32 protein-coding genes are annotated in these 25703 nt (G+C 70.2%); 11 read left to right on the top strand and 21 right to left on the bottom strand.

Going from position 1 to position 25703, the window contains the following annotated elements; genetic code table 11:
- Positions 1 to 1185: DEAD/DEAH box helicase (locus tag BN39_RS10390; RefSeq protein ID WP_192814861.1), on the bottom strand; the 1185-nt coding region annotated here is incomplete at its 3' end.
- Positions 1186 to 1559: 374 nt separating this feature from the next.
- Here BN39_RS10390 and BN39_RS10385 point away from each other — a divergent pair.
- A complete protein-coding gene (locus BN39_RS10385; protein WP_237741640.1) occupies positions 1560 to 2093 on the top strand; it encodes a hypothetical protein in 534 nt (177 codons plus the stop codon).
- A 117-nt stretch (positions 2094 to 2210) separates the two neighbouring features.
- Here the strand turns inward: BN39_RS10385 and rpsQ are convergent, their stop codons facing one another.
- Genes rpsQ through rpsJ form a run of 11 tightly spaced genes read right to left on the bottom strand, consistent with a single transcriptional unit; the run spans position 2211 to position 7455 of the window.
- Positions 2211 to 2510, bottom strand: a complete 300-nt coding sequence (gene rpsQ, locus BN39_RS10380; protein ID WP_040766153.1) for a 30S ribosomal protein S17 — start codon at positions 2508 to 2510, stop codon at positions 2211 to 2213.
- Positions 2507 to 2737, bottom strand: a complete 231-nt coding sequence (rpmC, locus tag BN39_RS10375; RefSeq protein WP_019202332.1) for a 50S ribosomal protein L29 — start codon at positions 2735 to 2737, stop codon at positions 2507 to 2509. The genes rpsQ and rpmC overlap by 4 nt, the downstream gene beginning before the upstream one ends.
- Complete coding sequence (rplP, locus tag BN39_RS10370) at positions 2737 to 3153, bottom strand: 50S ribosomal protein L16 (RefSeq protein ID WP_019202331.1); 417 nt, start codon at positions 3151 to 3153, stop codon at positions 2737 to 2739. Before rplP ends, rpmC begins: the two co-directional genes overlap by 1 nt.
- A 4-nt stretch (positions 3154 to 3157) precedes the next feature.
- Positions 3158 to 3967, bottom strand: coding sequence for a 30S ribosomal protein S3 (gene rpsC / locus BN39_RS10365; RefSeq protein WP_019202330.1), 810 nt, complete (start codon positions 3965 to 3967; stop codon positions 3158 to 3160).
- 2 nt (positions 3968 to 3969) lie between these two features.
- Positions 3970 to 4377 carry a 50S ribosomal protein L22 gene (gene rplV, locus BN39_RS10360; protein WP_019202329.1) on the bottom strand — a complete coding sequence of 136 codons (408 nt, stop codon included), beginning with the start codon at positions 4375 to 4377 and terminating at the stop codon, positions 3970 to 3972.
- On the bottom strand, positions 4377 to 4658 hold the full coding sequence (gene rpsS, locus BN39_RS10355) for a 30S ribosomal protein S19 (protein WP_019202328.1): 282 nt from the start codon (positions 4656 to 4658) through the stop codon (positions 4377 to 4379). The genes rplV and rpsS overlap by 1 nt, the downstream gene beginning before the upstream one ends.
- A 14-nt stretch (positions 4659 to 4672) precedes the next feature.
- Positions 4673 to 5509 carry a 50S ribosomal protein L2 gene (rplB, locus tag BN39_RS10350; RefSeq protein ID WP_019202327.1) on the bottom strand — a complete coding sequence of 279 codons (837 nt, stop codon included), beginning with the start codon at positions 5507 to 5509 and terminating at the stop codon, positions 4673 to 4675.
- Positions 5510 to 5821, bottom strand: coding sequence for a 50S ribosomal protein L23 (gene rplW, locus BN39_RS10345; protein ID WP_019202326.1), 312 nt, complete (start codon positions 5819 to 5821; stop codon positions 5510 to 5512).
- A complete protein-coding gene (gene rplD, locus BN39_RS10340) occupies positions 5821 to 6474 on the bottom strand; it encodes a 50S ribosomal protein L4 (RefSeq protein ID WP_019202325.1) in 654 nt (217 codons plus the stop codon). Before rplD ends, rplW begins: the two co-directional genes overlap by 1 nt.
- The gene (rplC, locus tag BN39_RS10335) at positions 6471 to 7127 is read right to left on the bottom strand and encodes a 50S ribosomal protein L3 (RefSeq protein WP_019202324.1); all 657 of its coding nucleotides are present in this window, start codon (positions 7125 to 7127) and stop codon (positions 6471 to 6473) included. Before rplC ends, rplD begins: the two co-directional genes overlap by 4 nt.
- 22 nt (positions 7128 to 7149) lie before the next feature.
- Positions 7150 to 7455 carry a 30S ribosomal protein S10 gene (gene rpsJ / locus BN39_RS10330; protein ID WP_003938093.1) on the bottom strand — a complete coding sequence of 102 codons (306 nt, stop codon included), beginning with the start codon at positions 7453 to 7455 and terminating at the stop codon, positions 7150 to 7152.
- Between the two features lie 352 nt (positions 7456 to 7807).
- On the opposite strand from rpsJ, the gene BN39_RS10325 reads away from it, so the two are divergent.
- The 3 genes from BN39_RS10325 (at position 7808) to BN39_RS10315 (ending at position 10173) form a co-directional block, all read left to right on the top strand.
- Complete coding sequence (locus tag BN39_RS10325) at positions 7808 to 8809, top strand: S9 family peptidase (protein WP_019202323.1); 1002 nt, start codon at positions 7808 to 7810, stop codon at positions 8807 to 8809.
- Between the two features lie 58 nt (positions 8810 to 8867).
- Entirely contained in the window at positions 8868 to 9350 is a 483-nt protein-coding gene (locus BN39_RS10320) for a hotdog fold domain-containing protein (RefSeq protein WP_019202322.1), read from the top strand.
- A 124-nt stretch (positions 9351 to 9474) separates the two neighbouring features.
- Positions 9475 to 10173, top strand: a complete 699-nt coding sequence (locus BN39_RS10315; RefSeq protein WP_019202321.1) for a hypothetical protein — start codon at positions 9475 to 9477, stop codon at positions 10171 to 10173.
- Between the two features lie 93 nt (positions 10174 to 10266).
- Here BN39_RS10315 and BN39_RS10310 read toward each other — a convergent pair whose 3' ends face one another.
- Positions 10267 to 11364, bottom strand: a complete 1098-nt coding sequence (locus BN39_RS10310) for a CaiB/BaiF CoA-transferase family protein (RefSeq protein WP_019202320.1) — start codon at positions 11362 to 11364, stop codon at positions 10267 to 10269.
- Between the two features lie 33 nt (positions 11365 to 11397).
- Here BN39_RS10310 and BN39_RS10305 point away from each other — a divergent pair, with 33 nt between their 5' ends.
- Entirely contained in the window at positions 11398 to 12012 is a 615-nt protein-coding gene (locus BN39_RS10305) for an alpha/beta fold hydrolase (protein WP_040767365.1), read from the top strand.
- Positions 12013 to 12074: 62 nt separating this feature from the next.
- Positions 12075 to 12515: a hypothetical protein gene (locus tag BN39_RS10300; protein ID WP_019202318.1), complete on the top strand. Its 441-nt coding sequence runs from the start codon at positions 12075 to 12077 to the stop codon at positions 12513 to 12515.
- A gap of 1 nt (position 12516) precedes the next feature.
- Here the strand turns inward: BN39_RS10300 and BN39_RS10295 are convergent, their stop codons facing one another.
- A complete protein-coding gene (locus BN39_RS10295) occupies positions 12517 to 14004 on the bottom strand; it encodes an NAD(P)/FAD-dependent oxidoreductase (protein ID WP_019202317.1) in 1488 nt (495 codons plus the stop codon).
- Between the two features lie 56 nt (positions 14005 to 14060).
- On the opposite strand from BN39_RS10295, the gene BN39_RS10290 reads away from it, so the two are divergent.
- Genes BN39_RS10290 through BN39_RS10280 form a run of 3 tightly spaced genes read left to right on the top strand, consistent with a single transcriptional unit; the run spans position 14061 to position 17594 of the window.
- Positions 14061 to 15446: an AarF/ABC1/UbiB kinase family protein gene (locus tag BN39_RS10290; RefSeq protein WP_019202316.1), complete on the top strand. Its 1386-nt coding sequence runs from the start codon at positions 14061 to 14063 to the stop codon at positions 15444 to 15446.
- A gap of 10 nt (positions 15447 to 15456) precedes the next feature.
- Positions 15457 to 16479, top strand: coding sequence for a ferredoxin--NADP reductase (locus BN39_RS10285; protein ID WP_019202315.1), 1023 nt, complete (start codon positions 15457 to 15459; stop codon positions 16477 to 16479).
- The gene (locus BN39_RS10280) at positions 16479 to 17594 is read left to right on the top strand and encodes an alcohol dehydrogenase catalytic domain-containing protein (RefSeq protein WP_019202314.1); all 1116 of its coding nucleotides are present in this window, start codon (positions 16479 to 16481) and stop codon (positions 17592 to 17594) included. Before BN39_RS10285 ends, BN39_RS10280 begins: the two co-directional genes overlap by 1 nt.
- 9 nt (positions 17595 to 17603) lie before the next feature.
- On the opposite strand, the gene BN39_RS10275 is transcribed toward BN39_RS10280, so the two are convergent.
- Positions 17604 to 18335 (bottom strand): SDR family oxidoreductase, encoded by a 732-nt coding sequence (locus BN39_RS10275; protein ID WP_019202313.1) that lies wholly within the window; start codon positions 18333 to 18335, stop codon positions 17604 to 17606.
- A 172-nt stretch (positions 18336 to 18507) separates the two neighbouring features.
- On the opposite strand from BN39_RS10275, the gene BN39_RS23470 reads away from it, so the two are divergent.
- Together BN39_RS23470 and BN39_RS10270 are read left to right on the top strand one after the other, a co-directional pair.
- Complete coding sequence (locus BN39_RS23470) at positions 18508 to 18666, top strand: DUF5302 domain-containing protein (RefSeq protein ID WP_019202312.1); 159 nt, start codon at positions 18508 to 18510, stop codon at positions 18664 to 18666.
- 55 nt (positions 18667 to 18721) lie between these two features.
- Positions 18722 to 19603 (top strand): hypothetical protein, encoded by an 882-nt coding sequence (locus BN39_RS10270; RefSeq protein WP_019202311.1) that lies wholly within the window; start codon positions 18722 to 18724, stop codon positions 19601 to 19603.
- Positions 19604 to 19690: 87 nt separating this feature from the next.
- On the opposite strand, the gene tuf is transcribed toward BN39_RS10270, so the two are convergent.
- The 6 genes from tuf to BN39_RS10240 form a co-directional block, all read right to left on the bottom strand.
- Positions 19691 to 20881 (bottom strand): elongation factor Tu, encoded by a 1191-nt coding sequence (tuf, locus tag BN39_RS10265; protein WP_019202310.1) that lies wholly within the window; start codon positions 20879 to 20881, stop codon positions 19691 to 19693.
- A 147-nt stretch (positions 20882 to 21028) separates the two neighbouring features.
- Positions 21029 to 23134: an elongation factor G gene (fusA, locus tag BN39_RS10260; protein WP_040766150.1), complete on the bottom strand. Its 2106-nt coding sequence runs from the start codon at positions 23132 to 23134 to the stop codon at positions 21029 to 21031.
- Between the two features lie 89 nt (positions 23135 to 23223).
- The gene (gene rpsG / locus BN39_RS10255) at positions 23224 to 23694 is read right to left on the bottom strand and encodes a 30S ribosomal protein S7 (protein WP_019202308.1); all 471 of its coding nucleotides are present in this window, start codon (positions 23692 to 23694) and stop codon (positions 23224 to 23226) included.
- A complete protein-coding gene (rpsL, locus tag BN39_RS10250; protein ID WP_019202307.1) occupies positions 23694 to 24068 on the bottom strand; it encodes a 30S ribosomal protein S12 in 375 nt (124 codons plus the stop codon). The genes rpsG and rpsL overlap by 1 nt, the downstream gene beginning before the upstream one ends.
- Positions 24069 to 24392: 324 nt before the next feature.
- Complete coding sequence (locus BN39_RS10245) at positions 24393 to 25277, bottom strand: DNA-3-methyladenine glycosylase (RefSeq protein ID WP_019202306.1); 885 nt, start codon at positions 25275 to 25277, stop codon at positions 24393 to 24395.
- Between the two features lie 14 nt (positions 25278 to 25291).
- Positions 25292 to 25687 (bottom strand): DUF5313 family protein, encoded by a 396-nt coding sequence (locus tag BN39_RS10240; RefSeq protein WP_040766148.1) that lies wholly within the window; start codon positions 25685 to 25687, stop codon positions 25292 to 25294.
- Positions 25688 to 25703: the final 16 nt, after the last annotated feature.

The raw sequence follows: 25703 nt of genomic DNA, 5'->3' as shown, positions 1-25703 counted from the left end.
ACGCGGCGGGCGGCCCTGCGCGGGGCGCTTGCGCTGCTGCTGTTGCGGCGGCGCGATCACCTCGGGCTCGACGTACGGCGCGGCCTCGCCCACGAGGTCGACCACGACGGGCGAACCGGCGGTGACGGCGACGGGGCGCGCGCTGATGGCGGCCTTCTTGAGCAGGGCCTGGGTGTCCTTGCGCTGGTCGCTGGTCATCACGGTGACCACGGTGCCCTCGTTGCCGGCGCGCGCGGTGCGGCCGCTGCGGTGCAGGTAGGCCTTGTGCTCGGCCGGCGGGTCGACGTGCACGACCAGCTCGATGTCGTCCACGTGCACGCCGCGGGCGGCGATGTCGGTGGCGACCAGCACGCGCGCGGCGCCGGAGCTGAAGGCCTCGAGGTTGCGGTCGCGCTGCGGCTGGCTGAGGTTCCCGTGCAGGTCCCGCGCGGGGATGCCCTGCGCGGTGAGCTGCTTGGCCAGCTTCTTGGCCTGGTGCTTGGTGCGGGTGAACAGGATCCGGCGTCCCATGCCCGACGCCAGCGCGCGCACCAGCTCGGTCTTGTCGTCCTTGCTGCTCACCTCGAACACGTGGTGGGTCATGTCGGAGACGGGCGACGTCTCGGGATCGACGGAGTGCAGCACGGGCTGCTCGAGGAACCGCTTGACCAGCTTGTCCACGCCGTTGTCGAGGGTGGCGGAGAACAGCATCCGCTGCCCGCCCGCGGGGGTGGCCGCGAGGATCCGGGTCACCACGGGCAGGAAGCCGAGGTCGGCCATGTGGTCGGCCTCGTCGAGCACGGAGATCGCCACGTCGGACAGGTCGACGATGCGCTGGCGCATCAGGTCCTCGAGGCGGCCGGGGCAGGCCACCACGATGTCGACGCCGCCGGCGAGCGCCTGCTCCTGACGGGACTGCTTGACCCCGCCGAAGATAGTGGTGACCTTGAGGTCGAGGGCCTTGGCGAGCGGCTCGACGGAGGCCGTGATCTGGGTGGCGAGCTCGCGGGTCGGCGCGAGGACGAGCCCGACGGGGCGGCCCGGGCGGCGGCGGGAGCCGCGCGCACCGTCGACGCCCACGACGAGCGGGATGGCGAAGGCCAGGGTCTTGCCGGACCCCGTCTTGCCGCGGCCCAGGACGTCGCGGCCGGCCAGGGTGTCGGGCAGGGTGTCGGCCTGGATCGGGAAGGGGGTGGGGCGGTCCATCGCGACGAGGGCGTCGACGACGTCGGCGGGGACGCCGAGCTCGGCGAAAGAGGGCGTGGACACAGAAGTGGACAAGGTGATGCGTTACCTCACGGTGGTGGGTGGCGAAGGCGGCGGTGGCCGCGTCCGTTCGCCGCAAGAAAAGAACCGGGTGGTGTCTGCGAGCCTGACGAATCACGGTGGCGAGACAAGGGGCCCGGGAGCCCTACGACGGCGTGGGGCAGTGCGCCCCACATCACCTCTGAGCATAGCAAAGATGTTGTTCGGAATACGCATCGCGCGCCGCCAGCGGCCTGCGCTTCCCCCGCGCCGGGCGGATGCGCGACAATTCACGGAGTCGGCGGGGCGCGCCCGCCGTGGGGAGGGAGGACGCCGTGCGAGGCAGGAACGGACGGATGGCCGCGGTGCTCGCCGCGGGCGGGGCGATCGCCGCGGTCGCGGGGTGCGCGCCCGTGCAGGGTTCGGGTTCGGCGGCGCCGTCGGACGTGACGCACTACCAGTCGGCGGTTTCGTCCTCGCGCGCCGCGGAGGCGGCCGCCGCGGCGAAGTCGGCGTGCGCGTCGTGGCGGTCGGGCTACGAGGTGCGCCGGGTGGCGACGCGGGCCATGGTCGACTACACGCACACGCCCGACGCGAACTGGGACGGCATCGTGCCCACGCTCAACGGCAACGTCGCCGCCGTCACCACGGAGTCCGGGAAGCTGCCCGCGGTCATCGCCACCGCGCAGCCGAGCCCGAACGTCCACACGCTGCTCATCGACTACAAGACCAAGCTGGACGCGTACGGCAGCGCTCTCAAGGCCGACCAGGCGGCGCGCGGCGAGGGGGAACGGAGCTGGGTCAAGGCCGAGCCCGCCGAGCGGGCGCTGCTGAACGCGGAGGACGCCCTGGAGGGCGCCTGCGGCTGACCGGGCCGCGGGCAGCGTCGTGATGCGGACCCGCGAACGGCCCTGGCAACGCGAAACCCCCGGCCCTTCCTCGCGGAAGGAAGCCGGGGGCTTCGGGTCTGTCGGTGTGGAGCGGCCCTACTTGGCCTTCTCCATCACCTCCACCAGGCGCCAGTGCTTGGTGGCGCTCAGCGGACGGGTCTCCATGATCCGGACGCGGTCGCCCACGCCGGCCACGCCCTCTTCGTCATGCGCCTTCACCTTGGAGGTGGTGCGGATGATCTTGCCGTAGAGGGAGTGCTTCACACGGTCCTCGAGCTCGACGACGATGGTCTTCTCCATCTTGTCGGACACGACGTAACCGATGCGCACCTTGCGGCTGTTGCGCTGCTCCTGATCGGCTCCAGCGGTGGTCACATTTGCTCCATTCTCGCTCATGCGGCGTCACCCTCCGGACCCGAGGCCAGGCCGAGCTCCCGCTCGCGCAGGATCGTGTAGATCCGGGCGATGTCGGTACGCACGGTGCGCAGGCGCCGGTTGTTGCTCATCTGTCCGGTGGCCATCTGGAAGCGCAGGTTGAACAGCTCCTCCTTGGCCTCGCGGAGCTTCTCCACCAGCTCGTCCGCAGTGAGACCGCGAAGATCAGCGGCTACGGTGTTCGCCATCAGAACTGCTCCTCTCGAGTCACGATGCGGGTCTTGCAGGGGAGCTTGTGCTGCGCGCGGCGGAGGGCCTCGCGAGCGATCTGCTCATTGGGGTAGGTCATCTCGAACATCACGCGACCGGGCTTGACGTTCGCCACCCACCACTCGGGGGAACCCTTACCGGAACCCATGCGGGTCTCGGCCGGCTTCTTGGTGAGCGGGCGGTCCGGGAAGATGTTGATCCAGACCTTGCCGCCACGCTTGATGTGGCGGTTGATGGCGATACGAGCGGACTCGATCTGACGGTTGGTGATGTAGGCGGGCTCGAGAGCCTGGATGCCGTAGTCACCGAACGTCACGGCGGTGCCACCCTTGGCGGCGCCGGAGCGCTTGGGGTGGTGCTGCTTGCGGTGCTTCACCCGACGGGGGATCAACATGGCGTCAGCCCTCCTGGTTCGTAGCGGCCGGAGCAGCCGCCACCGGAGTCTCCTCCGTTGCGGCCCGGCCGGCCTCGGTGCTGGTGGCGGTCGTGCCCGACGCGCCGCTGCGGCGCGGGCGCTGCGGGCGCTCGCGACGCGGGCCACGACGGTCGTCGTTCGACGGGGTCGGCAGCTCGCGCTTGCCGCCCACGACGTCGCCCTTGTAGATCCACACCTTGACGCCGATCCGCCCGAAGGTGGTCTTCGCCTCGTGCAGGCCGTAGTCGATGTCGGCGCGCAGCGTGTGCAGGGGCACGCGGCCCTCGCGGTAGAACTCGCTGCGGCTCATCTCCGCGCCGCCCAGGCGGCCCGAGCACTGCACCCGGATGCCCTTGACGTTCGGCTGACGCATCGCCGACTGGATCGCCTTGCGCATCGCGCGGCGGAACGCCACGCGGTTGCTCAGCTGCTCCGCGATGCCCTGCGCGACGAGCTGGGCGTCGGCCTCGGAGTTCTTCACCTCGAGGATGTTCAGCTGAACCTGCTTGCCGGTCAGCTTCTCCAGCTCGGAGCGGATGCGGTCGGCCTCCGCGCCGCGGCGGCCGATCACGATGCCGGGACGCGCGGTGTGGATGTCCACACGCACGCGGTCACGGGTGCGCTCGATCTCGATCTTGCTGATGCCGGCGCGCTCGAGGCCGTCGGTCAGCTTCTTCCGGATCGCGACGTCTTCCTTGACGTACTCGGCGTACTGCTTGTCGGCGTACCAGCGGGACTTCCAGTCCGTGGTGATGCCCAGGCGGAAGCCGTGCGGGTTGATCTTCTGACCCATGCTTACGCCTCCTTCCGGCGGTTGCGGCTGGCGGCGGGCTTCTTCGACTCGAGCGACTCCACCACGACGGTGATGTGGCTGGTGCGCTTGCGGATCCGGTACGCGCGCCCCTGGGCACGCGGCTGGATGCGCTTCATGGTCGGGCCCTCGTTGGCGTACGCCTCCGAGACGACCAGGGTGCGCGGGTCGAGACCCAGGTTGTTCTGCGCGTTGGCGATCGCCGAGGCGAGCACCTTCGCGACGGGCTCGCTGGCCGCCTGCGGCGCGAACCGCAGGATCGCGAGCGCCTGCTCGGCGTCCTTACCGCGGACCAGGTCGATCACGCGGCGGGCCTTCATCGGCGTGACGCGCACGAACTTGGCGGTCGCGGACGCGGTCGGATTGGCCGTGGTGGCTGCTTCGTTGCTCATTAGCGGCGCTTACCCTTCCGGTCGTCCTTGATGTGTCCCTTGAACGTCCGCGTGGGCGCGAACTCGCCCAGCTTGTGTCCCACCATGTTCTCCGAGACGAACACCGGCACGTGCTTGCGACCGTCGTGGACGGCGAAGGTGTGGCCGATGAAATCGGGGATGATGGTCGAGCGGCGCGACCAGGTCTTGATGACCTGCTTGGTGCCCTTCTCGTTCTGCACGTCCACCTTCGCCAGGAGGTGGTCGTCGACGAACGGGCCCTTCTTGAGGCTGCGTGGCATTCTCTAACTCCCTCCTAGCGCTTGTTCTTGCCGGACTTGCGACGACGAACGATCAGCTTGTCGCTCGGCTTGTTCTTACGGGTGCGGCCCTCGGGCTTACCCCACGGGCTGACCGGGTGGCGGCCACCCGAGGTCTTGCCCTCGCCACCACCGTGCGGGTGGTCGACCGGGTTCATGACGACACCACGGACGGTCGGGCGCTTGCCCTTCCACCGCATGCGGCCGGCCTTGCCCCAGTTGATGTTGCTCTGCTCGGCGTTGCCCACCTCGCCGACGGTGGCGCGGCAGCGCACGTCGACGCGACGGATCTCACCGGAGGGCATGCGCAGGGTGGCGTAGGTGCCCTCCTTGCCCAGCAGCTGGATGCTGGCACCGGCCGAGCGGGCCATCTTGGCACCGCCACCCGGGCGCAGCTCGACGGCGTGGATCACGGTGCCGGCGGGGATGTTGCGCAGGGGCAGGGCGTTGCCCGGCTTGATGTCGGCGTTCGGGCCCGACTCGATCACGTCGCCCTGTACGAGCCCCTTCGGCGCGAGGATGTAACGCTTCTCGCCGTCGAAGTAGTGCAGCAGCGCGATCCGCGAGGTGCGGTTCGGGTCGTACTCGATGTGCGCGACCTTGGCGTTGACGCCGTCCTTGTCGTGGCGACGGAAGTCGATGACGCGGTAGGCGCGCTTGTGCCCGCCACCCTTGTGCCGGGTGGTGATGCGGCCGTGCGCGTTGCGGCCACCACGGCCGTGCAGCGGACGGATCAGCGACTTCTCCGGGGTCGAGCGGGTGATCTCGTCGAAGGTCGCCCCCGACGAGCCGCGACGACCCGGGGTGGTCGGCTTGTGCTTACGGATAGCCATTTAGCTTGCCCCTCCGAAGATATCGATGGGCTTGCTGTCGGCACTGAGAGTCACGATCGCGCGCTTGGTGCTCTTGCGCTGACCGTAACCGGCACGGGTGCGCTTCCGCTTGCCCTGGCGGTTCAAGGTGTTGACGCTGTCGACCTTGACGCCGAAGACCTTCTCCACGGCGATCTTGATCTGCGTCTTGTTCGCCTCCGGGTGCACCAGGAAGGTGTACGTGTTGTCCTCGATCAGGCCGTAGGCCTTCTCGGAGATCACCGGCGCGAGCAGGATGTCCCGCGGGTCGGCGGGGATGGTTGCGGTGGCCATCAGGCGTTCGCCTCCTCGGTCTTCGTGGCGCTCGCGATGAACGAACCCAGAGCCTCGCGGCTGAACACCAGATCATCGGCGTCGAGGACGTCGTAGGTGTTGAGCTGGTCCGGGTAGATCCACTTCGCGTTCGGCAGGTTCTGGACGCTGCGCTGCGCGGTCAGGTCCTCGCGGCCGACGACCACGAGGAACTTCTTGCGCTCCGACAGCGCGGCCAGGAACAGGCGGGCCGACTTGGTCGACGCCTCCTGGCCGGCCACCAGCTCGGTGACGACGTGGATGCGGTCCTCGCGAACCCGGTCGGTGAGGGCACCGCGCAGGGCGGCGGCCTTCATCTTCTTCGGGGTGCGCTGGCTGTAGTCGCGCGGCTGCGGGCCGTGCACGGTGCCACCACCGGTGAACTGCGGCGCGCGGGTCGAGCCCTGACGGGCGCGGCCGGTGCCCTTCTGGCGGTACGGCTTGCGGCCACCGCCGCGGACGGCGCCGCGGGTCTTGGTGGCGTGCGTGCCCGCACGAGCGGCGGCCAGCTGCGCGACGACCACCTGGTGCATCAGCGCGATGTTGGGCTCCACGTCGAAGATCTCGGCGGGGAGCTCGACGGTGCCGTCGGCCTTGCCGTCGGCGGTCTTGACGTCGAGAGTCAGCTTGCTCATGCGCGAGCACCACCCTTCACAGCGGTACGGACCATCACGAGGCCGCCCTTGCGACCGGGGATGGCGCCCTTGATCAGGAGGACGCCGGCGTCGGCGTCGACCTTGAACACGGACAGGTTCTGCGTGGTCACCTTGTCGGAGCCCATGCGGCCGGCCATGCGCATGCCCTTGAAGACGCGGCCCGGGGTGGCGCAGCCACCGATCGAGCCCGGCTTGCGGTGCACGGCCTGCGCGCCGTGGCTCGCGCCCTGGCCCGAGAAGCCGTGGCGCTTCATGACGCCCGCGTAGCCCTTGCCCTTGCTGATGCCGGTGACATCGACGAAGGCACCGTCCTCGAACACGTCGGCGCCCAGCTCCTGGCCGACCTCGAACTCCGAGGTGTCCTCGATGCGGAGCTCGGCGATGTGGCGGCGGGGGGTGACGCCGGCCTTGGCGAACTGGCCCGAGACGGGCTTGTTCACCTTGCGCGGGTCGATCGCGCCGAAGGCGAGCTGGACGGCGTCGTAGCCGTCGGTGGCCTGGGTACGGATCTGGGTCACGACGTTCGGCCCGGCCTTGACGACGGTCACCGGGACGACCCGGTTGTTCTCGTCGAAGACCTGGGTCATGCCGAGCTTGGTGCCCAGGATTCCCTTGATCTTGTTCTCAGTCATTAGTCAGTATCTCCGCAGCCGCTTACTGGATGTTCACGTCGACGCTCGCCGGCAGGTCGATGCGCATGAGCGCGTCGACCGTCTTGGGCGTCGGGTCCAGGATGTCGATAAGCCGCTTGTGGGTACGCATCTCGAAGTGCTCCCGCGAGTCCTTGTACTTGTGCGGCGAGCGGATGACGCAGTACACGTTCTTCTCCGTCGGCAGCGGCACGGGACCGACGACACGGGCGCCGGTGCGGGTCACGGTCTCGACGATCTTCCGAGCAGACGCGTCGATCGCCTCATGGTCATAGGCCTTGAGCCTGATGCGGATCTTCTGTCCCGCCACGCTGTGTCCTCTTCCGTCAAGTGTTCACGTATTGCCTGACGCACTTCACAGCTGAATCACCTGCGGAATCTCGTTCCGCTGAAAGTCGATCGACGCTGTTCATGTGTCAAATTGCTCCGGTCCACGCGGTCGGGCGTGTCGCGCTGGCGCTCATGCTCCGCCTCGTGCACCGGTGGCCCCTCGGAGGGGGCCGGGCGATACCGTAGCCCGGCCGTGCGGCCCACAGAGGACCGCGCCGCCGGACAAGGCAACCTGACCAGTATGCACTGCTCGGGCCTCGGTTTCAAATCGTGACCGGATCCCGACGAAGGTCACATCCGCGTGAGACGTCCGCTCTGGAACAATCGTGGTCATGACCAAGCAGCGCGTCACGCAGATGCTCGGCGCGCTGTTCCTCGTCGGATCCCTGTGCGTCGGGGCGGCCGGCTGCGCCGTGTTCCCGGCCGAGGGCATCGGGGTCTCGACGGGGCCGTCCACCACGCCCCGGACGCCGAAGCCCTCGACCGGCGCGACCGCGGACGACTCGGTCCGCGTGACCTACCCGGCCCCGAACGCGGACCCCAACCAGAATTTCGGCGATCTCTACCTGCCGCGCGGGCGGCACGAACCGGGCACCGTCCCCCTCGTCGTGCTGATCCACGGCGGCGGCTGGAAGAACCGGGCGAGCTTGAAGTACATGGCCGACGTGGCAGCCGGGCTGCGGGACGCGGGGCTCGCCGTGTGGAACATCGAGTACCGCCGCGTCGGCTCCGGCGGCGGCTGGTCCACGACCTTCACCGACGTGGGGAACGCGGTGGACCACGTGCCCGCGCTGGCCGGGGCGGCGCCGATGCTCGACACCGCCAACGTGATCCTCGTCGGCCACTCCGCCGGTGGCCAGCTCGCGGCGTGGGCCGCCACCCGGCGCACCCTCCCCCAGGGCGCGCCCGGCGTGACCTGGGCGCCCGGCGGCGGACCGTCGGTGACGCCGCGCGCGTTCGTCTCGATGGCGGGCGTCCTGGACATGCGCACCTCGTCGCGGCTCAACGACCACGTGCGCAACGCGCTGGGCGGCATGCCCGATCAGGTGCCGGACCGCTACGCCCTGGCCAATCCGATCCAGCGGATCGACCCGGCCATGCCGTCGGTCGCCATCCACGGGTCGAAGGACGCCGTGGTGCCCGCCTCCGAGGCCACCGCGTTCGTCGACGCGGCACGGGAGCAGGGCGCACCGTCGCTCCTGATGCAGTTGAACGGGGCCGGCCACGGGACCCCGGCCACCACCCGGTCGCGCTGGTGGCCGGCGATCCGGGACGCGATCGTCACCCTCGCCACCCGGGGCTTCGGCGCGCTCGCCGCCAGTCCGCCGCGCTGAGCGGGCCGCCCGCGCCGGCGGCCGCGCAGCCGAACTTACCGCGCGGTAAGATACCGCCATGACTGACACCAGCACGTTCAAGATGTGGCGCACGCTGAGCGACAAGCCGCTCGGCAAGCTCGCGTTCTCCGCCGCCGCGTCGCTCAAGGCGCCGTACTTCGCGTCGGTGACGCCGTACATCTCCGAGATGGAGTACGGGCGCGCCGTGATCCACGGGCCGAAGTGGTGGTTCGTGCAGAACCACATCGGCACCTTCCACGCGATCGCGGCCTGCAACCTGGCCGAGGTGGGCATGGGCATGGTCATGGAGGCCTCGACCCCCAGCACGCACCGCTGGCTGCCCAAGTCGATGAAGGTCGACTACCTGGCCAAGGCCGAGTCCTCCCTCACCGCGACCGCCACCTTCCTCGAGCCCGTCGACTGGGACGCGATCACCGAGGGCCGGGACGTGGTCGTCGACATCGCCGTGCGCGACAAGAAGGGCACCGAGGTGGTGCACGCCCAGATCACGACCTGGGTCACACCGAAGCCGAAGAAATAGGCCGATTTTCGCCACTTGAGTCACGCCAGTAACATGCGTTGACTTTTGCATCTCGGTTTACAGGCGGCGCGGGTTATGACACGCTACCGTCGCACAGTTCCGTGCCGCCGACCCGAGGAGGATCATGCGCCGCACGATCGTGACCAGGATCGCGACCGCGTCAGCGCTCGTCGCAGGCACCGCCGTCGCCCTTGCGCCGGCCGCACAGGCCGAACCGGTCGCCACCATCACCCCGGGCAGCTCCGTCCTCACCGTATCGAAGCTGGTCGGCAACGTCGCGGACGGCCGCGGCTGCACCGTCGGCTTCATCGGGCAGCGCCCCGACGGCAGCCGCGTGGGCCTGTACGCCGGCCACTGCGGCGCCGAGGGCCAGCAGATCGCGGTCGACGGGCGGATCGTGGGCGTCAACACCGGGTCCTCCGCGCCGCGGCTCACCAAGACCGACACCTTCGTCATCCCGGACGCGCCGGACTGGGGTGTGTTCCAGCTCGACCCCAAGGTCGCACAGGCCGCCCCCGGCGGCCGGGTCCGCCCGTCCTCCGTGGGATCCGCCACCGCGGGCGACGAGGTGTGCAGCCAGGGCGTCAGCTCCGGATGGCGCTGCGGCAAGGTGGTCAGCGTGGACGGCGGCTACATCGCCACCACCATCCCCGTGCAGGTGGGCGACAGCGGCGGCCCGCTGATCCGCACCCGCGACAACGCGGCGCTCGGGATCGCTAGCCGCGCAGCCACTTTCGGCGCCGCACCCAAGCCCAACGGCTCGCTGTTCTACGACGTGGGCTCGGCCCTCAGCGCCGCCGGCGTCTCCCTCGTCACGGGCTAGCACTCCCCCGGCTCTTCGCGAAAATGCGCCCCAGCGGGCGGTCGCGGCCACTATGGCCGCGATGCTCCGCTGGGGCGCATTTTCGCGAGGGATTCAGTCCCGCCAGATGGTGTTCGGATCCGTGACGTCGGCGGTGGGTGCCTGCGGGGTCCCGGCGGGGGTGCGGGAGAACCGCGGAGCGGGCATCGGCCCCATCGCGCCGCCCACCTCCCGCAGGTTCTGCCGGGCGGCCATGTGCGGGTGGTTCGGCGCCTCCTCGTAGGTGAGGATCGGCGCGACGCACGCGTCGGAGTCGAAGAAGACCTCGGCCCACTCGTCGCGCGCCCTCGTCTTCAGCGCCGCGGCGATGGCCGCGCGCAGCTCGGGCCAGCGGGCCTGGTCCAGCTGGTACGGCAGGTCCTCCTGCTGGAGGCCCAGCTTGTCCAGCAGCTCCGCGAAGAACTGCGGTTCGATGGCGCCCACGGACATGTACTTGCCGTCGGAGGTCTCGTAGGTGTCGTAGAACGGGGCGCCGCCGTCCAGGGTGTTCACGCCGCGCTCGTCGCTCCAGATGCCCTGGCCCCGGAAGTCCCACTGCATCTGCCCGATGAGGGAGGCGCCGTCGACCATCGCCACGTCGATGACCTGCCCCTTGCCCGAGGTGTTGCGCTCGTACAGCGCGGAGAGCACGCCGAACACCAGGAACATCGAGCCTCCGGCGAAGTCGCCCACCAGGTTCATCGGCGGCACCGGCCGCTCGCCCTGCCTGCCGATGGCGTGCAGGATTCCCGTGATCGCGATGTAGTTCATGTCGTGGCCGGCGCGCTGCGCGAACGGGCCGTCCTGGCCCCAGCCCGTCATCCGGGCGTAGACGATGCGGGGGTTGCGCTCGAGCACGGTGTCCGGACCGAGGCCCAGCCGCTCCATGACGCCGGGGCGGAAGCCCTCGACGATGACGTCGGCGCGCTCGATCAGGTCGAGGATGGTGGCGATGTCGTCGGGGTTCTTCAGGTCCGCCTCGACGATGGTGCGGCCGCGTTTGACGGCCTGCGGCTTGCCGGTGAGGCCGACCACACCGACGCCGGGGCGCTGCACCGACACGACGTCGGCGCCCTGGTCGGCGAGCAGCATGGCCGCGTGCGGCGCGGGCCCGAGACCTGCGAACTCGATCACCTTGAGCCCCTTGAGGGGGCCCTGCTTCGTATCAGTCATGAATGCACGTTAACTTGCCCGTACCCTGGGGTGGTGACGTGGCTCTCGATTCACGATCCCGAAGGACACGATGCGCCGGCGCGGGCGACGCTGATCCTCGCGCACGGCGCGGGCGGCGACCGCGATCAGGCGATGCTGCGCCTGCTGGGCGACGAGCTGGCGCAGCGCGGGGTGCGCACGATCCGGATGGACCTGCCGTTCCGGCGCCGCCGCCCGAAGGGGCCGCCGTCGCCGTCGGGGCAGGCGGAGGACAGGGCGGCGTTCGCGGAGGCCGCGCGCGTCCTGGAGGTCGACGGGCCCGTCGTGTGGGGCGGGCACAGCTACGGCGGGCGGATGGCCTCGATGGCGGCGTCCGAGGGCCCGGACCGGCCGGACGCCCTGCTGCTGCTCTCCTACCCCCTGCACCCGCCGGGCCGGCCGGAGAAGGCCCGCACGGAGCACCTGCCCGGCATCACCGTCCCGACGGTGCTGGTGCACGGCCGGCGCGACCCGTTCGCGACACCGGAGGAGCTGGCCGAGGCGGCGGAGCTCATCGCCGGCCCCACCACGACGGTGGAGGTCGCGGCGGCGCACGACCTGGCACCGGCGAAGTCCGGCGCGCCCGCGAAGGCGGCCGACGCGCTCATCGCCGCGCTCGACGCGCTGTAACGAATGCAACGGTCCCCCGCGACCCCTGTGTGAAGGCAATCACCCGAGCACAGGAGAATCCCATGATCCGCACGCGCTCCGTCATCGCCCTCGCCGCCGGTGCAACCCTCGCCGGCGGCCTCGCACTCCCCGGGGCCGCGAACGCGGCACCCGGCCCGAGCATTCCGTTGTGCGCCAACACCGTGACGCTGGCGGCGGCCACGCCGATGGGCCCCGACGGGTACCTGCATCCCGAGCCCGGGAAGGTCGACCTCGTGGTCGCCCGGCCCTCCGTGCCGAGCCCTCCCGGCACCCGCGTCGGGCTGAACGCGAACTGGCAGAACATCGACACCGGCGCCACCGGCGGCGTGGTCCGCGTGGTGGACCTGGGCGCGCCGAACCCGTCGGCCTACTTCGCCTCGGTCCCCACGGGGCCCGGCCGCGTGGTGATCACCGCGCACGCCGTCCCGTACACCCCCGCGGTCCCGCCCACGGGCTGCACGAGTTCCCACACCGTGAAGTAGCTCACGCGAACACGTAGTCGTCGATCGGGAAGGTGGCGGCGGCGCGGCGCGCGCCGATCACCGAGCTGGGCCGCAGCAGGGTGGCCTCGCCGTGGGGGTCGAAGTAGTAGCTGCGGCTGCCCGCGCACGAACCCCGTTGGAACACGGACCGTTCCAGGCGGCCGCTCATGGCGTCCAGGAAGCGCGCGTTCGCGTCCTCGGTGACCTCGACGGTGCGCGCGCCGCGGCGGTCGATCTCGTCGAACACCCTGCGCAGGTGCACCATCTGGGCCTCGATGGTCCAGAAGTAGCTCAGGCCCGTGTAGCTGTACGGGCTGTGCAGCGAGAAGAAGTTGGGGAACTTCGGCACGGCCATGCCCTCGTAGGCCTGGAACCGTCCCTCGCGCCAGAAGGCGCCGAGGTCACGGCCGCCTCGGCCGGTCACCTCGATCGCCGGGAAGTTCTTCTCCCACAACGAGAATCCGGTGGCGAGCACGAGGGCGTCCAGCTCGTGAACGGTGCCGTCGGCCATCTCGATACCGCCCGGGAGGACGCGGCGGATGCTCGACGCCTCCAGCGTCACGTGCTTCTTGCCGAACGTCGGGAAGTAGCTGTTGGAGAACGTGGGCCGCTTGCAGCCGAACGAGTACGACGGGGTGAGCGCCCGGCGCGTCCGGCGGTCGCGGACCTGGGCGAACATGTGCGCCTTGGCCAGCAGCGCCGCGAGCGAGTTGAACCGGTGGCCGTACTGGTAGTTGAGCACGCCCACGGTGTTGAGCACTTCCAGCGCCGCGGAGTTGGCGAGGCGGGCAGCGCGCTGGGTGATCGGCAGCCGGCCGAACAGCGTCTTCACGGGGCCGGGCACGGGGAAGTCGACCTTGGGCACCACCCAGATCGGCGTGCGCTGGAACACGGTGAGGTGCCCGGCGATCTTCGCGAGTTCGGGCACCAGCTGCACGCCGGTGGCGCCGGTGCCGATCACGCCGATGCGGCGGCCCGTGAGGTCGGCGTCGTCGTCCCACTGCGCGCTGTGCACCACGGTGCCGGCGAAGTCGTCGATGCCCTCGATGTCCGGCAGCTTGGGCTGGCTGAGGAAGCCGGTCGCGGTGATCAGGTAGCGGGAGCGCAGCTTCTCCTGCAGGCCGCCGGCGCGGACCACGGTGACCTCCCATTCGGCGGCGTCCGGGTCCCAGCGCGCGCCGGTGACGTCCACGCCGAACCGCATGAGGCCGCGCAGGCCGTACTTGTCGGCAACGTGGGTGGCGTACGCCTTGAGCTCGGCGCCCGGCGCGTACAGCCGCGACCAGTTCGGGTTCGGCTCGAACGAGTAGGAGTAGGTGACCGAGGCGATGTCCACGGCGAGGCCCGGGTAGCGGTTGACGTGCCACGTCCCGCCGAGGTCGTCCTCCCGTTCGAGGATGACGATGTCCTCGGTGCCGCGCTTGCGCAGCTCGATGGCGGCGCCCATGCCGCCGAATCCGGCTCCCACGATGATCACGTCGTGCGTCATGAATACCGATGGTATTCGAATACCGACGGCTTTCCAACCGTCGCTACTCTGGGCGCATGACAGACGACGATCCGTCCACGCGCCTGCGGCGCGGGGCGAAGCTGGGTGGCGCGATGGCCCGGCAGGCCGTCGATCGCACCGTCTCCCGCGCCTCCGCGCGGCCGAACGCGACCCCCGAGGAGCGCCGCGCCGCCGAGGAGAAGGCGGCGCTGCGGGCGGCCGATCGCCTGGTCGCCGTGCTGGGCACGATGCGCGGCGCCGCGATGAAGATCGGGCAGGCCCTCGCCACCGTCGACCTGGGGATCGTGCCCGAACACGCCCTCCCCGCGTTCCAGGAGCGGCTCACTGCGCTCACGGACCGGGCGCCCGCGGCCGTGTTCGCCGAGGTGGAGCCCGTGATCGCGGCCGACTGCCCGGCCGGGGCGTTCGCGGATATCGACCCCGAGCCGATGGCGGCGGCGTCGATCGGCCAGGTGCACCGAGGCATCACGGCCGACGGCCGCGACGTGGCGATCAAGGTGCAGTACCCCGGCATCGAGGCCGCGATCCGCGCCGACCTGAAGAACCTGGCGCTGCTGCTCAACGTGTGGCGGGGCCGCCGCGCCACCGCCATCCGCACCGAATCCGTGCTCGCGGAGATCAGCGGGACCATCCTCGCCGAGCTGGACTACGCCGGGGAGTGCGCCGCGCAGCTCCGGGTGGCCCGACGGTACGCGGGCCACCCGTTCGTCCGGGTGCCCGCGCCGCTGCCGGAGCTGTGCGGCCCGCGCGTGCTGGTCACCGAGTTCGTCGACGGGGAGCGGTTCGGCTCCCTGGAGGCGGCGCCGCAGGCGGCGCGGGACCGGGCCGGCGAGATCCTGCACCGGTTCTACGTGGGCGGCGTGTTCGGCGACGGCGAGTTCTGCGGCGACCCGCACCCCGGGAACGTGCTGGTCTGCGACGACGGCCGGCTCGCCTTCCTCGACTACGGGCTGTACAAGACGCTGGGCGCGGAGTCCGCGGCGTTCGAGCGGGCCTGCTTCCGGGCCGCCGACGACGGCCGCGGCGACGAGCTCGGGGAGTTGCTGCGCTCCGTCGGCGCGCTCCGCGGCACGCTGCGCGGCGACCGCCCCGAGCCGGAGACGCTGCTGCGCTACTTCCGGCTGTCCGCGCCGTGGCACCTCCGGTCCGGGGTGAGCACCATCACGGCCGCGGAGGTGAAGCGCGCGGTCGCGGTCGCCACGTCGCCGCCCGAGGCCGATCCCCCGCTCCGCATGCCCGCGGCGCACACCTTCTCCCGCCGGGCCGAACTGCTCACCTTCGGCATGATCGGCCAGCTCGAGGCGTCGGCGGACTGGCACGGGATCTGCCGGGAGTGGATCTACGGCGACGCCCCGTCGACGGAGCTCGGCCGCGCGCACGCCGCCTGGCTCGCGGACGGCGGCGGCACCGCCGACCGATAACCTGGACGGCATGAGCCTCACCCCCCATTCGAGCCGCAGTCAGATCGTCACCGTCACCGAGGTGATCGACGAGACGGCGCTCGCGAAGTCGTTCGTCTTCGACGCCGAGTGGGACTACCGGCCCGGGCAGTTCGTCACCGTCCGGGTGCCGTCCGAGCAGACGGGGTCGGTGGCCCGGTCGTACTCGCTGTACACCTCGCCGTTCGACGACGGTGCGCCCGGCGTCACGGTCAAGCGCACCGAGGGCGGTTACGCGTCGAACTGGCTGTGCGACAACCTGATCGCGGGCTCCGAGCTGGAGGTCCTGCCCCCGTCGGGCGTGTTCGTGCCGGAGAGTCTGGACGTGCCGATCCTGCTGCTGGCGGCGGGCAGCGGCATCACGCCGATCATGTCGATCCTCGCGGCGGCCCTCAAGGCCGGCACCCAGCCGATCACCCTGCTCTACGCGAACGCCGACGCCGAGAACACCATCTTCCGCGAGGAGATCGCACGCCTCGACGCCGAGCACGAGCGACTCACGGTGATCTGGTGGATGGAGTCCGAGCGCGGGATCCCCGACGCCGACATGCTGGCGGCGCTGCTCACGCCGTATCACTCGCGCCCCACCTACCTGTGCGGCCGCGACGAGTTCATGGCCGCGTGCAAGGAGGCCGCGAAGGTCATCGGCACCCCGCGCGAGCAGGTGCATCAGGAGATCTACGCGTCGCTGACCGGCGACGCGTTCGCCGACATCGTGCCGCACGAGGTGGAGATCACCGACGATGCGCCGCAGGTCACCGTCCACAACCTGGGCGCCACGTTCACGGTGCCGTGGCCCGAGAGCGAGTCCTTGGTGGACGTGCTCATCAACAACGGCCACGACGTGCCGTACTCCTGCCAGTCCGGCGAGTGCGCCACGTGCCTGTGCCGGCTGACCAAGGGCACCGTGGACATGGCCGTCACCGACGGACTGGACCCCGAGGACGCCGAGGACGGCTACATTCTGGGGTGCCAGGCGAAGCCGACGTCGCCGGAGTTGGAGGTCGAGTACTGATGCGGATCCGCGGTGCGGTGCTGGAGGAGATCGGGCGTTCCCGCCCGTACGCGGAGTCGTCGCCGATCTCGGTGTCCGAGCTCGAGCTCGCGGATCCCGGGCCCGGCGAGCTGCTGGTCCGCATCGAGGCCGCGGGCCTGTGCCATTCGGACCTGTCGGTGGTCGACGGCAACCGGGTGCGCCCGGTGCCGATGCTGCTGGGCCACGAGGCCGCGGGCATCGTGGAGTCCCTGGGCGAGGGCGTCTCCGGGGTCGCGGTCGGGGACCGCGTCGTGATGGCGTTCCTCCCCCGCTGCGGCGAGTGCGCCAATTGCCTTACGGACGGCCAACTTCCGTGCACTCCCGGCAGCGTCGCGAACAACGCGGGCGAGCTGCTGGGCGGCGGGCGGCGCCTGTCGCGCGACGGTGCGGACGTGCACCACCACCTGGGGGTGTCCGGCTTCGCGACGCACGCCGTGGTGGACGCCCGGTCGGTGACGCGGGTGGATTCCGATGTGCCGCCGGAGATCGCGGCCGTACTCGGCTGCGCGGTGCTCACCGGCGGCGGCGCCGTGCTCAACGCCGGGCTGCCCACGGACGGCGACGACGTGATCGTCATCGGCCTGGGCGGCGTCGGCATGGCCGCCGTCCTCACCGCGCTGTCGCTCCGGGCCGACGGTGCCGTCGGCCGGGTGATCGGCGTGGACGCGCAGCCCGCGAAGCTCGACGCGGTGCGCGCGCTCGGCGCCGACGCCGCCTACACCCCACAGGAACTGGCCGAGGCCGGCGTCCGCGCCCCCGTCGTGATCGAGGCCGCCGGGCACCCGAAGGCGTTCGAGTCCGCCGTCGCCGCGACCGCCGTCGGCGGGCGCACGGTGACCGTCGGGCTGCCGAATCCCGCTGCGCGGTCGGAGATCAGCCCGCTGGTGCTCACCGCGGAGGCCCGCACCATCATCGGCAGCTACCTGGGATCGGCCGTGCCGCAGCGCGACATCCCCCGCTACGTGGAGATGTGGCGCGCCGGCCGGCTGCCGGTGGAGAAGCTGATCTCGGGCGTCATCACGCTGGATCAGATCAACGAGGGCATGGACTCCCTGGCCGACGGCACCGCCGTCCGCCAGGTGATCCGCTTCTGACTGGCGCCCTCAGGCCTCCGGAATCGGCGCAGGCCGCGGCCAGTCCGTCGGGCGCTGCTGGGCATCGAGGCCGCCGTCGGCGAAGACGACGGAGCCCACCAGGTACGACGATTCCGGCCCGAGGAGGAACTGCGCGAGGGCGGCGATCTCGTCGGGCCGCCCTGCGCGGCCGAGCGGGATCAGCTTCAGATACGCGTCCATCGCGGCGCCCATCTGCGGATCGTCGCGGCCGGTCCGCGTCATCGGGGTGTCGATGAACCCCGGGGCGATGGCGTTGAGCCGGATGCCCTGCCGCAGGTAGTCGGCGGCGTTGCTGCGCACGTAGTACGCGAGCGCCGCCTTCGTGGCCGGATACGCGGGCACCGAGGCGTATTCGCCGTAGGCGTCGGCCATCCCGCACGCGATCGCCTCGTCGCCGGCGAGGCAGGCGTCGGCCAGTTCCACCGGCCACCCCGGCTGCGTGGTGGTGGAGTTCGAACTCACCAGAAGCACTGAGGACGCCAATGACCGGGCCAGCAGCGGACGGATCCCGGCGAGCACGTCGACGGCGCCGAAGTAGTTCACGGACACCAGAGTCGAACCCGCCCGGCCCGCTCCCGGGCCGAGCCCGGCGAACGCCGCGAAGCCGTCCACGGCGCCGGACCCCACGAGCTCGCCCACGCCCCGCACCGCCTCCGCACGCCCCTCCGCGTGCGAGAGATCCGCGTCCACATCGGCGCCGGTGAGGTCGACCCCGATCACTCCGTGACCCGCCGCATGCAGGCGGTCCGCTGTCGCTGCTCCCAGACCGGATGACGATCCGGTGATCACATACATCCCCATGCCGGTCAACGTAGCGTCCGTAAATACACATGACACGGACATTCGGCAGGTTTAGCGTGAGACGGACATCGACAGACACGAGGAGGCCCCCATGCCCGCCGACGGTATCGCCGACAAGTTCAAGGAAGCGCTGGAACGGAAGAACGCCGCGAGCCAGCAGGGCACGGCCCACCTGGACGGGGCCACGAAGCCGCAGGCCCCGCACGGCTCGGAGAGCCACCAGCAGCAGTTCCGCCGTAAGAGCGGCTAGGCACTAGACTCCTTCGCAACTGCAAAACCGTGAAGGAGGAACCATCGATCTCCCCGTGCTCATCCCGGTTCCCATCGTCCGGCGCATCGAGCACGACGGGACGCCGCCGCCCCCGCCCGAGATCCAGCAGGTGCGGGCGGTGGTGGCGTCCATCCTCGGCTCGCTGCGCGGATCGGAGCACCTCCCCGACTCCGGATTGAACTGGGCCGCCGCCTATGTCACGAGGGACCGGACCCATCAGGTCGTGGTCACCACGACCGACGCCGGCTGGCTCCCGCCGGGCGTCCTCGTCCCCCGCGGCGCGCGGGTGCTGTGGAACGTGCCCACCGCCGTGCCCTGGTCCGCGGTCGACGATCCCGTGCGCCAGCTCGTCGAGTTCGCGGCCACGGAGGGCCTCACGATCTCGGCGCTCGCCACCACGCACCGCAGCCGCGCGCACTACAGCCCCGCGGCGCCGGGCAGGCTCGTCGGCGTCGACCGCCCGGGCCCCGTGCTCGACGGCGGCGCGGGCCGCTTCGAGCTCGTCTCCTCCCCCACCCGCGTCGCGCAGATCCGCGCGATGACGCCCGAGCAGGCGGACCGGCAGACCCGCGCCCTGCTCCGGGACCTGGAGCGGCTCACCGTCGAACCCGCGCACGCGATCGGGCTCGAGGAGGCGCGCGCCGAGGCACGGCGGTTCCTCGGGTCGGGCCGCGAGGTGCCGACGGCGGTGCTGGCGCAGTTGCACCGCGATGAGGAGGCCCTCGACGACGCGCTGGCGCTGGGCCGGATCGACCCGCGGGTACCGTCGCCGGGCGCTCCCCCGCCGTCCGGCCGCGAGTTGCGGGACCGGCTGCTGGAGCGGGCGGTGCTCGCGGCGACGATCGCCGGCGCGTACCACGACGTGGAGTCCGCGGTGTACGCCTGGACTTTCGCCCGGCACCTCGCCCGGGCCTGACCCCCGCCCCGAACGCAGAGCCCCCGAACGCAGAAACGGCGCCCCTCCCCGAAGGGAGGAGCGCCGTTTCTCGGCTGACTACCTAGATCACTTGACGATCTTGGTGACGCGGCCGGCACCCACGGTGCGGCCACCCTCGCGGATCGCGAAGCGCAGGCCCTCGTCCATGGCGACCGGCTGGATGAGCTTGACGCTCATCTCGGTGTTGTCGCCCGGCATGACCATCTCGGTGCCCTCGGGGAGGGTCACGACGCCGGTCACGTCCGTGGTACGGAAGTAGAACTGCGGACGGTAGTTGTTGAAGAACGGGGTGTGGCGGCCACCCTCGTCCTTCGACAGGATGTACGCCTGGCCCTCGAACTCCGTGTGGGGAGTCGTGGTGCCCGGCTTCACGACGACCTGGCCGCGCTCGACGTCCTCACGCTTGAGGCCACGGACCAGCAGGCCGACGTTGTCGCCCGCCTGGCCCGAGTCCAGCAGCTTGCGGAACATCTCGATGCCCGTGACGGTGGTCTTGGTCGACTTCTCGCGGATGCCGACGATCTCGACCTCCTCGTTCACGTTGATCACGCCACGCTCGACGCGACCGGTGACGACGGTGCCACGACCGGTGATGGTGAAGACATCCTCGACCGGCATCAGGAAGGGCTGATCGGTGGCGCGCTCCGGGTCCGGGATGGACTCGTCGACGGCGTTCATCAGCTCGACGATGCTCTCGGCCCACTTCTCGTCGCCCTCGAGGGCCTGGAAGCCCGAGACGCGGACGACGGGGGCGTCCTCGTCGAACTCCTGCGAGGCCAGCAGCTCGCGGACCTCCATCTCGACGAGCTCGAGGATCTCCTCGTCGTCGACCATGTCGCACTTGTTCAGGGCGACCAGGATGTAGGGCACGCCGACCTGGCGGGCGAGCAGCACGTGCTCGCGGGTCTGCGGCATCGGGCCGTCGGTGGCGGCCACGACCAGGATCGCGCCGTCCATCTGGGCGGCACCGGTGATCATGTTCTTGATGTAGTCGGCGTGACCCGGCGCATCGACGTGAGCGTAGTGACGCTTCTCGGTCTGGTACTCGACGTGGGAGATGTTGATCGTGATACCACGAGCCTTCTCCTCAGGCGCCTTGTCGATCATGTCGAAGGCCGAGGCCTCGTTCAGATCCGGGTACTTGTCGTGCAGCACCTTCGTGATCGCGGCCGTCAGGGTGGTCTTGCCGTGGTCGACGTGACCGATGGTGCCGATGTTCACGTGCGGCTTGGTCCGCTCGAACTTCGCCTTCGCCACTTGATGTCCTCCTGGACTTGCGTAGCTTGCGGGGCCGGTTGCCCCGCAAGGGGTTATCTTTCGGTTGTTTTCGACGCCGTGTCCGAGCCGTCGGCTCGGTGATGGGACCTCCCGGCCCCGGGCGCCTCGCTCCGGAGAGCGGGGAGATTACTCCCCGTTCACCTTCGCGATGATCTCCTTCGACACGTTCGCCGGAACCTCGGCGTACGAGTCGAAGACCATGGAGTAGTTCGCTCGGCCCTGGGTCTTCGACCGGAGGTCGCCGATGTAGCCGAACATCTCCGACAGCGGAACCTGCGCCTTGACGACGCGGGCACCACTGCGTTCCTCCATGGCCTGGATCTGGCCACGGCGGGAGTTGAGGTCGCCGATCACGTCACCCATGTAGTCCTCAGGGGTGGTGACCTCGACAGCCATGATGGGCTCCAGGATGACCGGTCCGGCCATCCGCGCAGCCTCCTTGAAGGCCTGCGCGCCCGCGATCTTGAACGCCATCTCCGAGGAGTCGACGTCGTGGTAAGCACCGTCGAGCAGCGTCACCTTGACGTTGACCAGCGGGTAGCCGGCGAGCACGCCGTACTGCATCGCGTCCTGCGCACCCGCGTCGACCGAGGGGATGTACTCCTTCGGCACGCGGCCGCCGGTGACGGCGTTGACGAACTCGTAGGTCGCGCCGTCCTCGGCCTCCTCGAGGGGCTCGAGCTTGATGATGACGCGCGCGAACTGGCCGGAGCCACCCGTCTGCTTCTTGTGGGTGAACTCGTGCTTGTCGACGGTCTTGCGGACCGTCTCGCGGTAGGCCACCTGCGGCTTGCCGACGTTGGCCTCGACCTTGAACTCGCGACGCATGCGGTCGACGAGGACGTCGAGGTGCAGCTCGCCCATGCCGCCGATGACGGTCTGGCCGGTCTGGTCGTCGAGCTCGACGGTGAAGGTGGGGTCCTCCTCGGCGAGCTTCTGGATCGCGACGCCCAGCTTCTCCTGGTCGGACTTGGTCTTCGGCTCGATCGAGACGTTGATGACCGGGTCCGGGAAGCTCATCGACTCGAGGACGATCGGGTTCGCCGGATCGCACAGGGTGTCACCGGTGGTGGTGTCCTTGAGGCCGATCATCGCGTAGATGTGGCCCGCGGCGGCGTCCTCGACCGGGTTCTCCTTGTTGGAGTGCATCTGGAACAGCTTGCCGATGCGCTCCTTCTTGCCCTTGGTCGCGTTGAGCACCTGGGTGCCCGGCGTGACGTGGCCCGAGTAGACGCGCACGTAGGTGAGCTTGCCGAAGAACGGGTGCACGGCGATCTTGAAGGCCAGCGCCGAGAACGGCTCGTCCTTGCTCGGCTTGCGCGCGATGATCTCCTCCTCGTTGCCCACGACGTGGCCCTCGATGGAGGGGACGTCGAGCGGGCTGGGGAGGTAGTCGATCACGGCGTCGAGCATGGGCTGCACGCCCTTGTTCTTGAACGCCGAGCCGCACAGCACCGGGTAGAGCTCGCGGTCGACCGTCATCTTGCGGATGGCGCCCTTGATCTCCTCGATCGAGAGCTCCTCGCCGGCGAAGTACTTCTCCATGAGGGCCTCGTCGGACTCGGCGACGGTCTCGAGCAGCTTCTCGCGGTACTCGGCGACCTTGTCGACCAGGTCGGCCGGGATCTCCTCGAAGGTCGGCTCGGCGCCGATCGCGACGGTGCCGCGCCAGGTGATGGCCTTCTGCTCGATGAGGTCGACGACGCCGTCGAAGGCATCCTCGGCACCGATCGGGAGCTGCAGGACCAGCGGCTTCGCGCCGAGGCGCTCCTCGATGGTGCGCACGGTGAAGTAGAAGTCGGCGCCCAGCTTGTCCATCTTGTTGACGAAGCAGATGCGCGGCACGTCGTACTTCTCGGCCTGACGCCAGACCTGCTCCGACTGGGGCTCGACGCCCTCCTTGCCGTCGAAGACGGCGACCGCACCGTCGAGCACGCGCAGCGAACGCTCCACCTCGACGGTGAAGTCGACGTGCCCCGGCGTGTCGATGATGTTGATCTGGTTCTTCTTCCAGAAGCAGGTCACGGCGGCGGAGGTGATGGTGATACCCCGCTCCTTCTCCTGCTCCATCCAGTCGGTGGTCGAGGCACCGTCGTGGGTCTCACCGATCTTGTAGTTGATACCGGTGTAGAAGAGGATGCGCTCGGTGGTGGTGGTCTTACCGGCATCGATATGCGCCATGATGCCGATGTTGCGGACCTTCGTGAGGTCGGTAAGCACTTCCTGTGCCACGGTGGTAAGCCTCGTTCTCTTGAGAGGATGGATGGTCTTCCGGTGACCCCGCCGGCCGGGCCTCGCGGTCCGGCCCGGCGGGGGTCAGATCACCAGCGGTAGTGCGCGAACGCCCGGTTGGCCTCGGCCATCTTGTGGGTGTCCTCGCGACGCTTCACGGAAGCGCCCAGGCCGTTGCTCGCGTCGAGGATCTCGTTGGCGAGGCGCTCGACCATGGTCTTCTCGCGGCGCTGCCGCGTGAAGGTCACCAGCCAGCGCAGCGCGAGGGTGTTGGCACGGCCGGCCTTCACCTCGATCGGCACCTGGTAGGTGGCGCCACCGACGCGGCGGCTCTTCACCTCGAGCGACGGCTTGACGTTGTCCAGCGCGCGCTTGAGCGTGATCACCGGATCGGTGCCGGTCTTCTCGCGCGTCGCCTCGAGGGCGCCGTACACGATGCGCTCGGCGGTGGACTTCTTCCCGTCCAGCAGCACCTTGTTCACCAGCTGGGTGACGACGGGCGAGCCGTACACGGGGTCATTGACGACGGGGCGCTTGGGCGCCGGTCCCTTACGAGGCATCAGCCCTTCTCCTTCTTCGCGCCGTAGCGGCTCCGCGCCTGCTTGCGGTTCTTGACACCCTGGGTGTCGAGCGAACCGCGGATGATCTTGTAGCGAACACCCGGGAGGTCCTTCACACGACCGCCGCGGACGAGCACCATCGAGTGCTCCTGAAGGTTGTGGCCTTCACCGGGGATGTACGCGGTGACCTCGACCGAGCTCGTGAGACGGACGCGGGCGACCTTACGGAGAGCCGAGTTCGGCTTCTTCGGGGTCGTGGTGTAGACGCGGGTGCAGACGCCACGACGCTGCGGCGAGCCCTTGAGGGCCGCCGTCTTCGTCTTGGCTGCCTTGTCCCGGCGGCCCTTACGGACCAGCTGGTTGATAGTCGGCATAGAAGCGCTGATTCCTTCTTCGTTTCGGCTTTGTGTAGTACTGCGGTTGTAGCTCCGGGCAAGTCCCGCGCTCTCGAGAGAGAACGAGACCTCCGCAGCGCGGCCCCACCTGCGATTCCGGCTCGCACCGTTTCCGCTGGTCAGTCCCGTTTCCGGGAAGTAGCTACCCGCCTCGCGCGTACCCCGAGGTCGGGCGTGTCGTGTGCCGCACGGTTGGTTCCGGAGGTCCGGCCTGACCATATGGACACGAGAGATCGTCCTGGCACACCAGGCACGGCGACCAAGCTTACCTGCATCAACTCACGGCGGTCAAAAAGGTTCCCGTCACAGCCTGCGGTAGTCCCGGACCGACACCCGCGGGCCCCGTCGCTCGCGGTCCGTACCGCCGCGCACCAGCAGGCGGATGACCCGCCCCCGCTGACCCGCGTAGGGCTGGAGCGCCTCCAGCATGCCCGCATCGTCCAACGCCTCGCCGACCAGGGCTGTTCCCACGATCCGCGGCAGGTGGTAGTCGCCCACGGGGACGGCGTCCGGGTCCCCGTGCGCCCGCCCCAGCACCTCGGCCACGGTCCACGGACCGATCCCGGGGAGGGCGCCCAGCCGGGCCGCCCGGTGTTCGACGGCGACGGCGCTCGCCCCGACCAGGGTGCGCATCCGGACCGGCTCGACGCCGGCGCGGTGCCAATCCCAGGTGGGGATCGCGGCCCAGTCCTCGCGGCGGGGCGGGACGACGAGCCGGGGCGCGCCGTCGACGTGCGGGATCGGGGCGGGCGTGCCGAACCGTCGTACCAGGTGGCGCCACGCGCGCCAGGCCTCGGCACCGACCACCTTCTGCTCCAGGACCGCGGGGACGAGGGCCTCCCAGACCCGGTTCGTGCGGGCGAGCCGCAGGCCGGGCGACGCCGCGACGGCGGCCTCGACGACCGCGTGCCGGGGAACGAGGGCCGACGGGTCGTCGTCCGCGCCGGCCATGGCGGGCGCGTGCTCCAGCAGCCAGGCGGCGCCGCTCCCCCACGCGTGCGCCGTGACGGCGTCTCCGGTGTGCCGTAGGCGCAGCGCGCCGGGGCCGTCGGGGGTGTGCACGGCGCGCCACAGCGCACCGTCGGGCGTCCGGGCGAACGCGGGGTCGTGCGGGCCCCGGCGGAGCACGCCGACGGTGCCGTGCAGGTCGAGGACGTGCCCCGGTCGCCATGTGCGCTGCTCGGTCACCCGCGCGAGCGTACCTACGCGGCGCGGTGCCGGTACTTGGCCTCGTAGACCCGGGCCTGGCGCTCGTGCTCGCGTCGCTGCGCCCCGCTCTCGATGTGCGGGTCGAGGTCGTTGTCCGCCAGCAACTCCTGCAGGTAGATGCTGCGCAGGCCGCCGATGAAGACCACGGCGGGCAGCAGCATCATGGCGACGAGCGCCACCTTGACCCACACGGGTGACGGGAGGAGCAGCGCGACCAGGACGAACGGGATGAACATCATCGCCCCGCGCGTGAAGTAGCGGCGGTTGTGGCCGGGGCCGGTGGCGTCCCGGATGACCCAGTCGCGCATCGAATCGGGCAGGCGCATACCCATCAGGTACTTCACCCGCTGGACGAGGTTCGGGGTGGACCGATCGGTTGAAGTGGACATGCCCTCAGGCTACGCC

The sequence above is a fragment of the Tsukamurella sp. 1534 genome (assembly GCF_000312385.1).
Taxonomy (GTDB): Bacteria; Actinomycetota; Actinomycetes; order Mycobacteriales; family Mycobacteriaceae; genus Tsukamurella.
Note: the sequence above shows the minus strand (reverse complement) of the source record. Positions and strands in the feature narration are given on the sequence as shown.

Excerpts from the sequence above, each read along its gene's own strand:
- rplD (WP_019202325.1), bottom strand. The coding sequence starts at position 6,474 with ATGAGCAAGCTGACTCTCGACGTCAAGACCGCCGACGGCAAGGCCGAC.
- rplW (WP_019202326.1), bottom strand. The coding sequence starts at position 5,821 with ATGGCCACCGCAACCATCCCCGCCGACCCGCGGGACATCCTGCTCGCG.
- rplB (WP_019202327.1), bottom strand. The coding sequence starts at position 5,509 with ATGGCTATCCGTAAGCACAAGCCGACCACCCCGGGTCGTCGCGGCTCG.
- BN39_RS10240 (WP_040766148.1), bottom strand. The coding sequence starts at position 25,687 with ATGTCCACTTCAACCGATCGGTCCACCCCGAACCTCGTCCAGCGGGTG.
- BN39_RS10300 (WP_019202318.1), top strand. The coding sequence starts at position 12,075 with ATGATCCGCACGCGCTCCGTCATCGCCCTCGCCGCCGGTGCAACCCTC.
- rpsS (WP_019202328.1), bottom strand. The coding sequence starts at position 4,658 with ATGCCACGCAGCCTCAAGAAGGGCCCGTTCGTCGACGACCACCTCCTG.
- BN39_RS10315 (WP_019202321.1), top strand. The coding sequence starts at position 9,475 with ATGCGCCGCACGATCGTGACCAGGATCGCGACCGCGTCAGCGCTCGTC.
- BN39_RS23470 (WP_019202312.1), top strand. The coding sequence starts at position 18,508 with ATGCCCGCCGACGGTATCGCCGACAAGTTCAAGGAAGCGCTGGAACGG.
- rpsQ (WP_040766153.1), bottom strand. The coding sequence starts at position 2,510 with ATGAGCGAGAATGGAGCAAATGTGACCACCGCTGGAGCCGATCAGGAG.
- BN39_RS10285 (WP_019202315.1), top strand. The coding sequence starts at position 15,457 with ATGAGCCTCACCCCCCATTCGAGCCGCAGTCAGATCGTCACCGTCACC.
- BN39_RS10320 (WP_019202322.1), top strand. The coding sequence starts at position 8,868 with ATGACTGACACCAGCACGTTCAAGATGTGGCGCACGCTGAGCGACAAG.
- BN39_RS10310 (WP_019202320.1), bottom strand. The coding sequence starts at position 11,364 with ATGACTGATACGAAGCAGGGCCCCCTCAAGGGGCTCAAGGTGATCGAG.
- rpsC (WP_019202330.1), bottom strand. The coding sequence starts at position 3,967 with ATGGGTCAGAAGATCAACCCGCACGGCTTCCGCCTGGGCATCACCACG.
- rplP (WP_019202331.1), bottom strand. The coding sequence starts at position 3,153 with ATGTTGATCCCCCGTCGGGTGAAGCACCGCAAGCAGCACCACCCCAAG.
- BN39_RS10295 (WP_019202317.1), bottom strand. The coding sequence starts at position 14,004 with ATGACGCACGACGTGATCATCGTGGGAGCCGGATTCGGCGGCATGGGC.
- rplV (WP_019202329.1), bottom strand. The coding sequence starts at position 4,377 with ATGAGCAACGAAGCAGCCACCACGGCCAATCCGACCGCGTCCGCGACC.
- BN39_RS10280 (WP_019202314.1), top strand. The coding sequence starts at position 16,479 with ATGCGGATCCGCGGTGCGGTGCTGGAGGAGATCGGGCGTTCCCGCCCG.
- rpmC (WP_019202332.1), bottom strand. The coding sequence starts at position 2,737 with ATGGCGAACACCGTAGCCGCTGATCTTCGCGGTCTCACTGCGGACGAG.
- BN39_RS10290 (WP_019202316.1), top strand. The coding sequence starts at position 14,061 with ATGACAGACGACGATCCGTCCACGCGCCTGCGGCGCGGGGCGAAGCTG.
- rplC (WP_019202324.1), bottom strand. The coding sequence starts at position 7,127 with ATGACTGAGAACAAGATCAAGGGAATCCTGGGCACCAAGCTCGGCATG.
- rpsL (WP_019202307.1), bottom strand. The coding sequence starts at position 24,068 with ATGCCGACTATCAACCAGCTGGTCCGTAAGGGCCGCCGGGACAAGGCA.
- BN39_RS10325 (WP_019202323.1), top strand. The coding sequence starts at position 7,808 with ATGACCAAGCAGCGCGTCACGCAGATGCTCGGCGCGCTGTTCCTCGTC.
- rpsG (WP_019202308.1), bottom strand. The coding sequence starts at position 23,694 with ATGCCTCGTAAGGGACCGGCGCCCAAGCGCCCCGTCGTCAATGACCCC.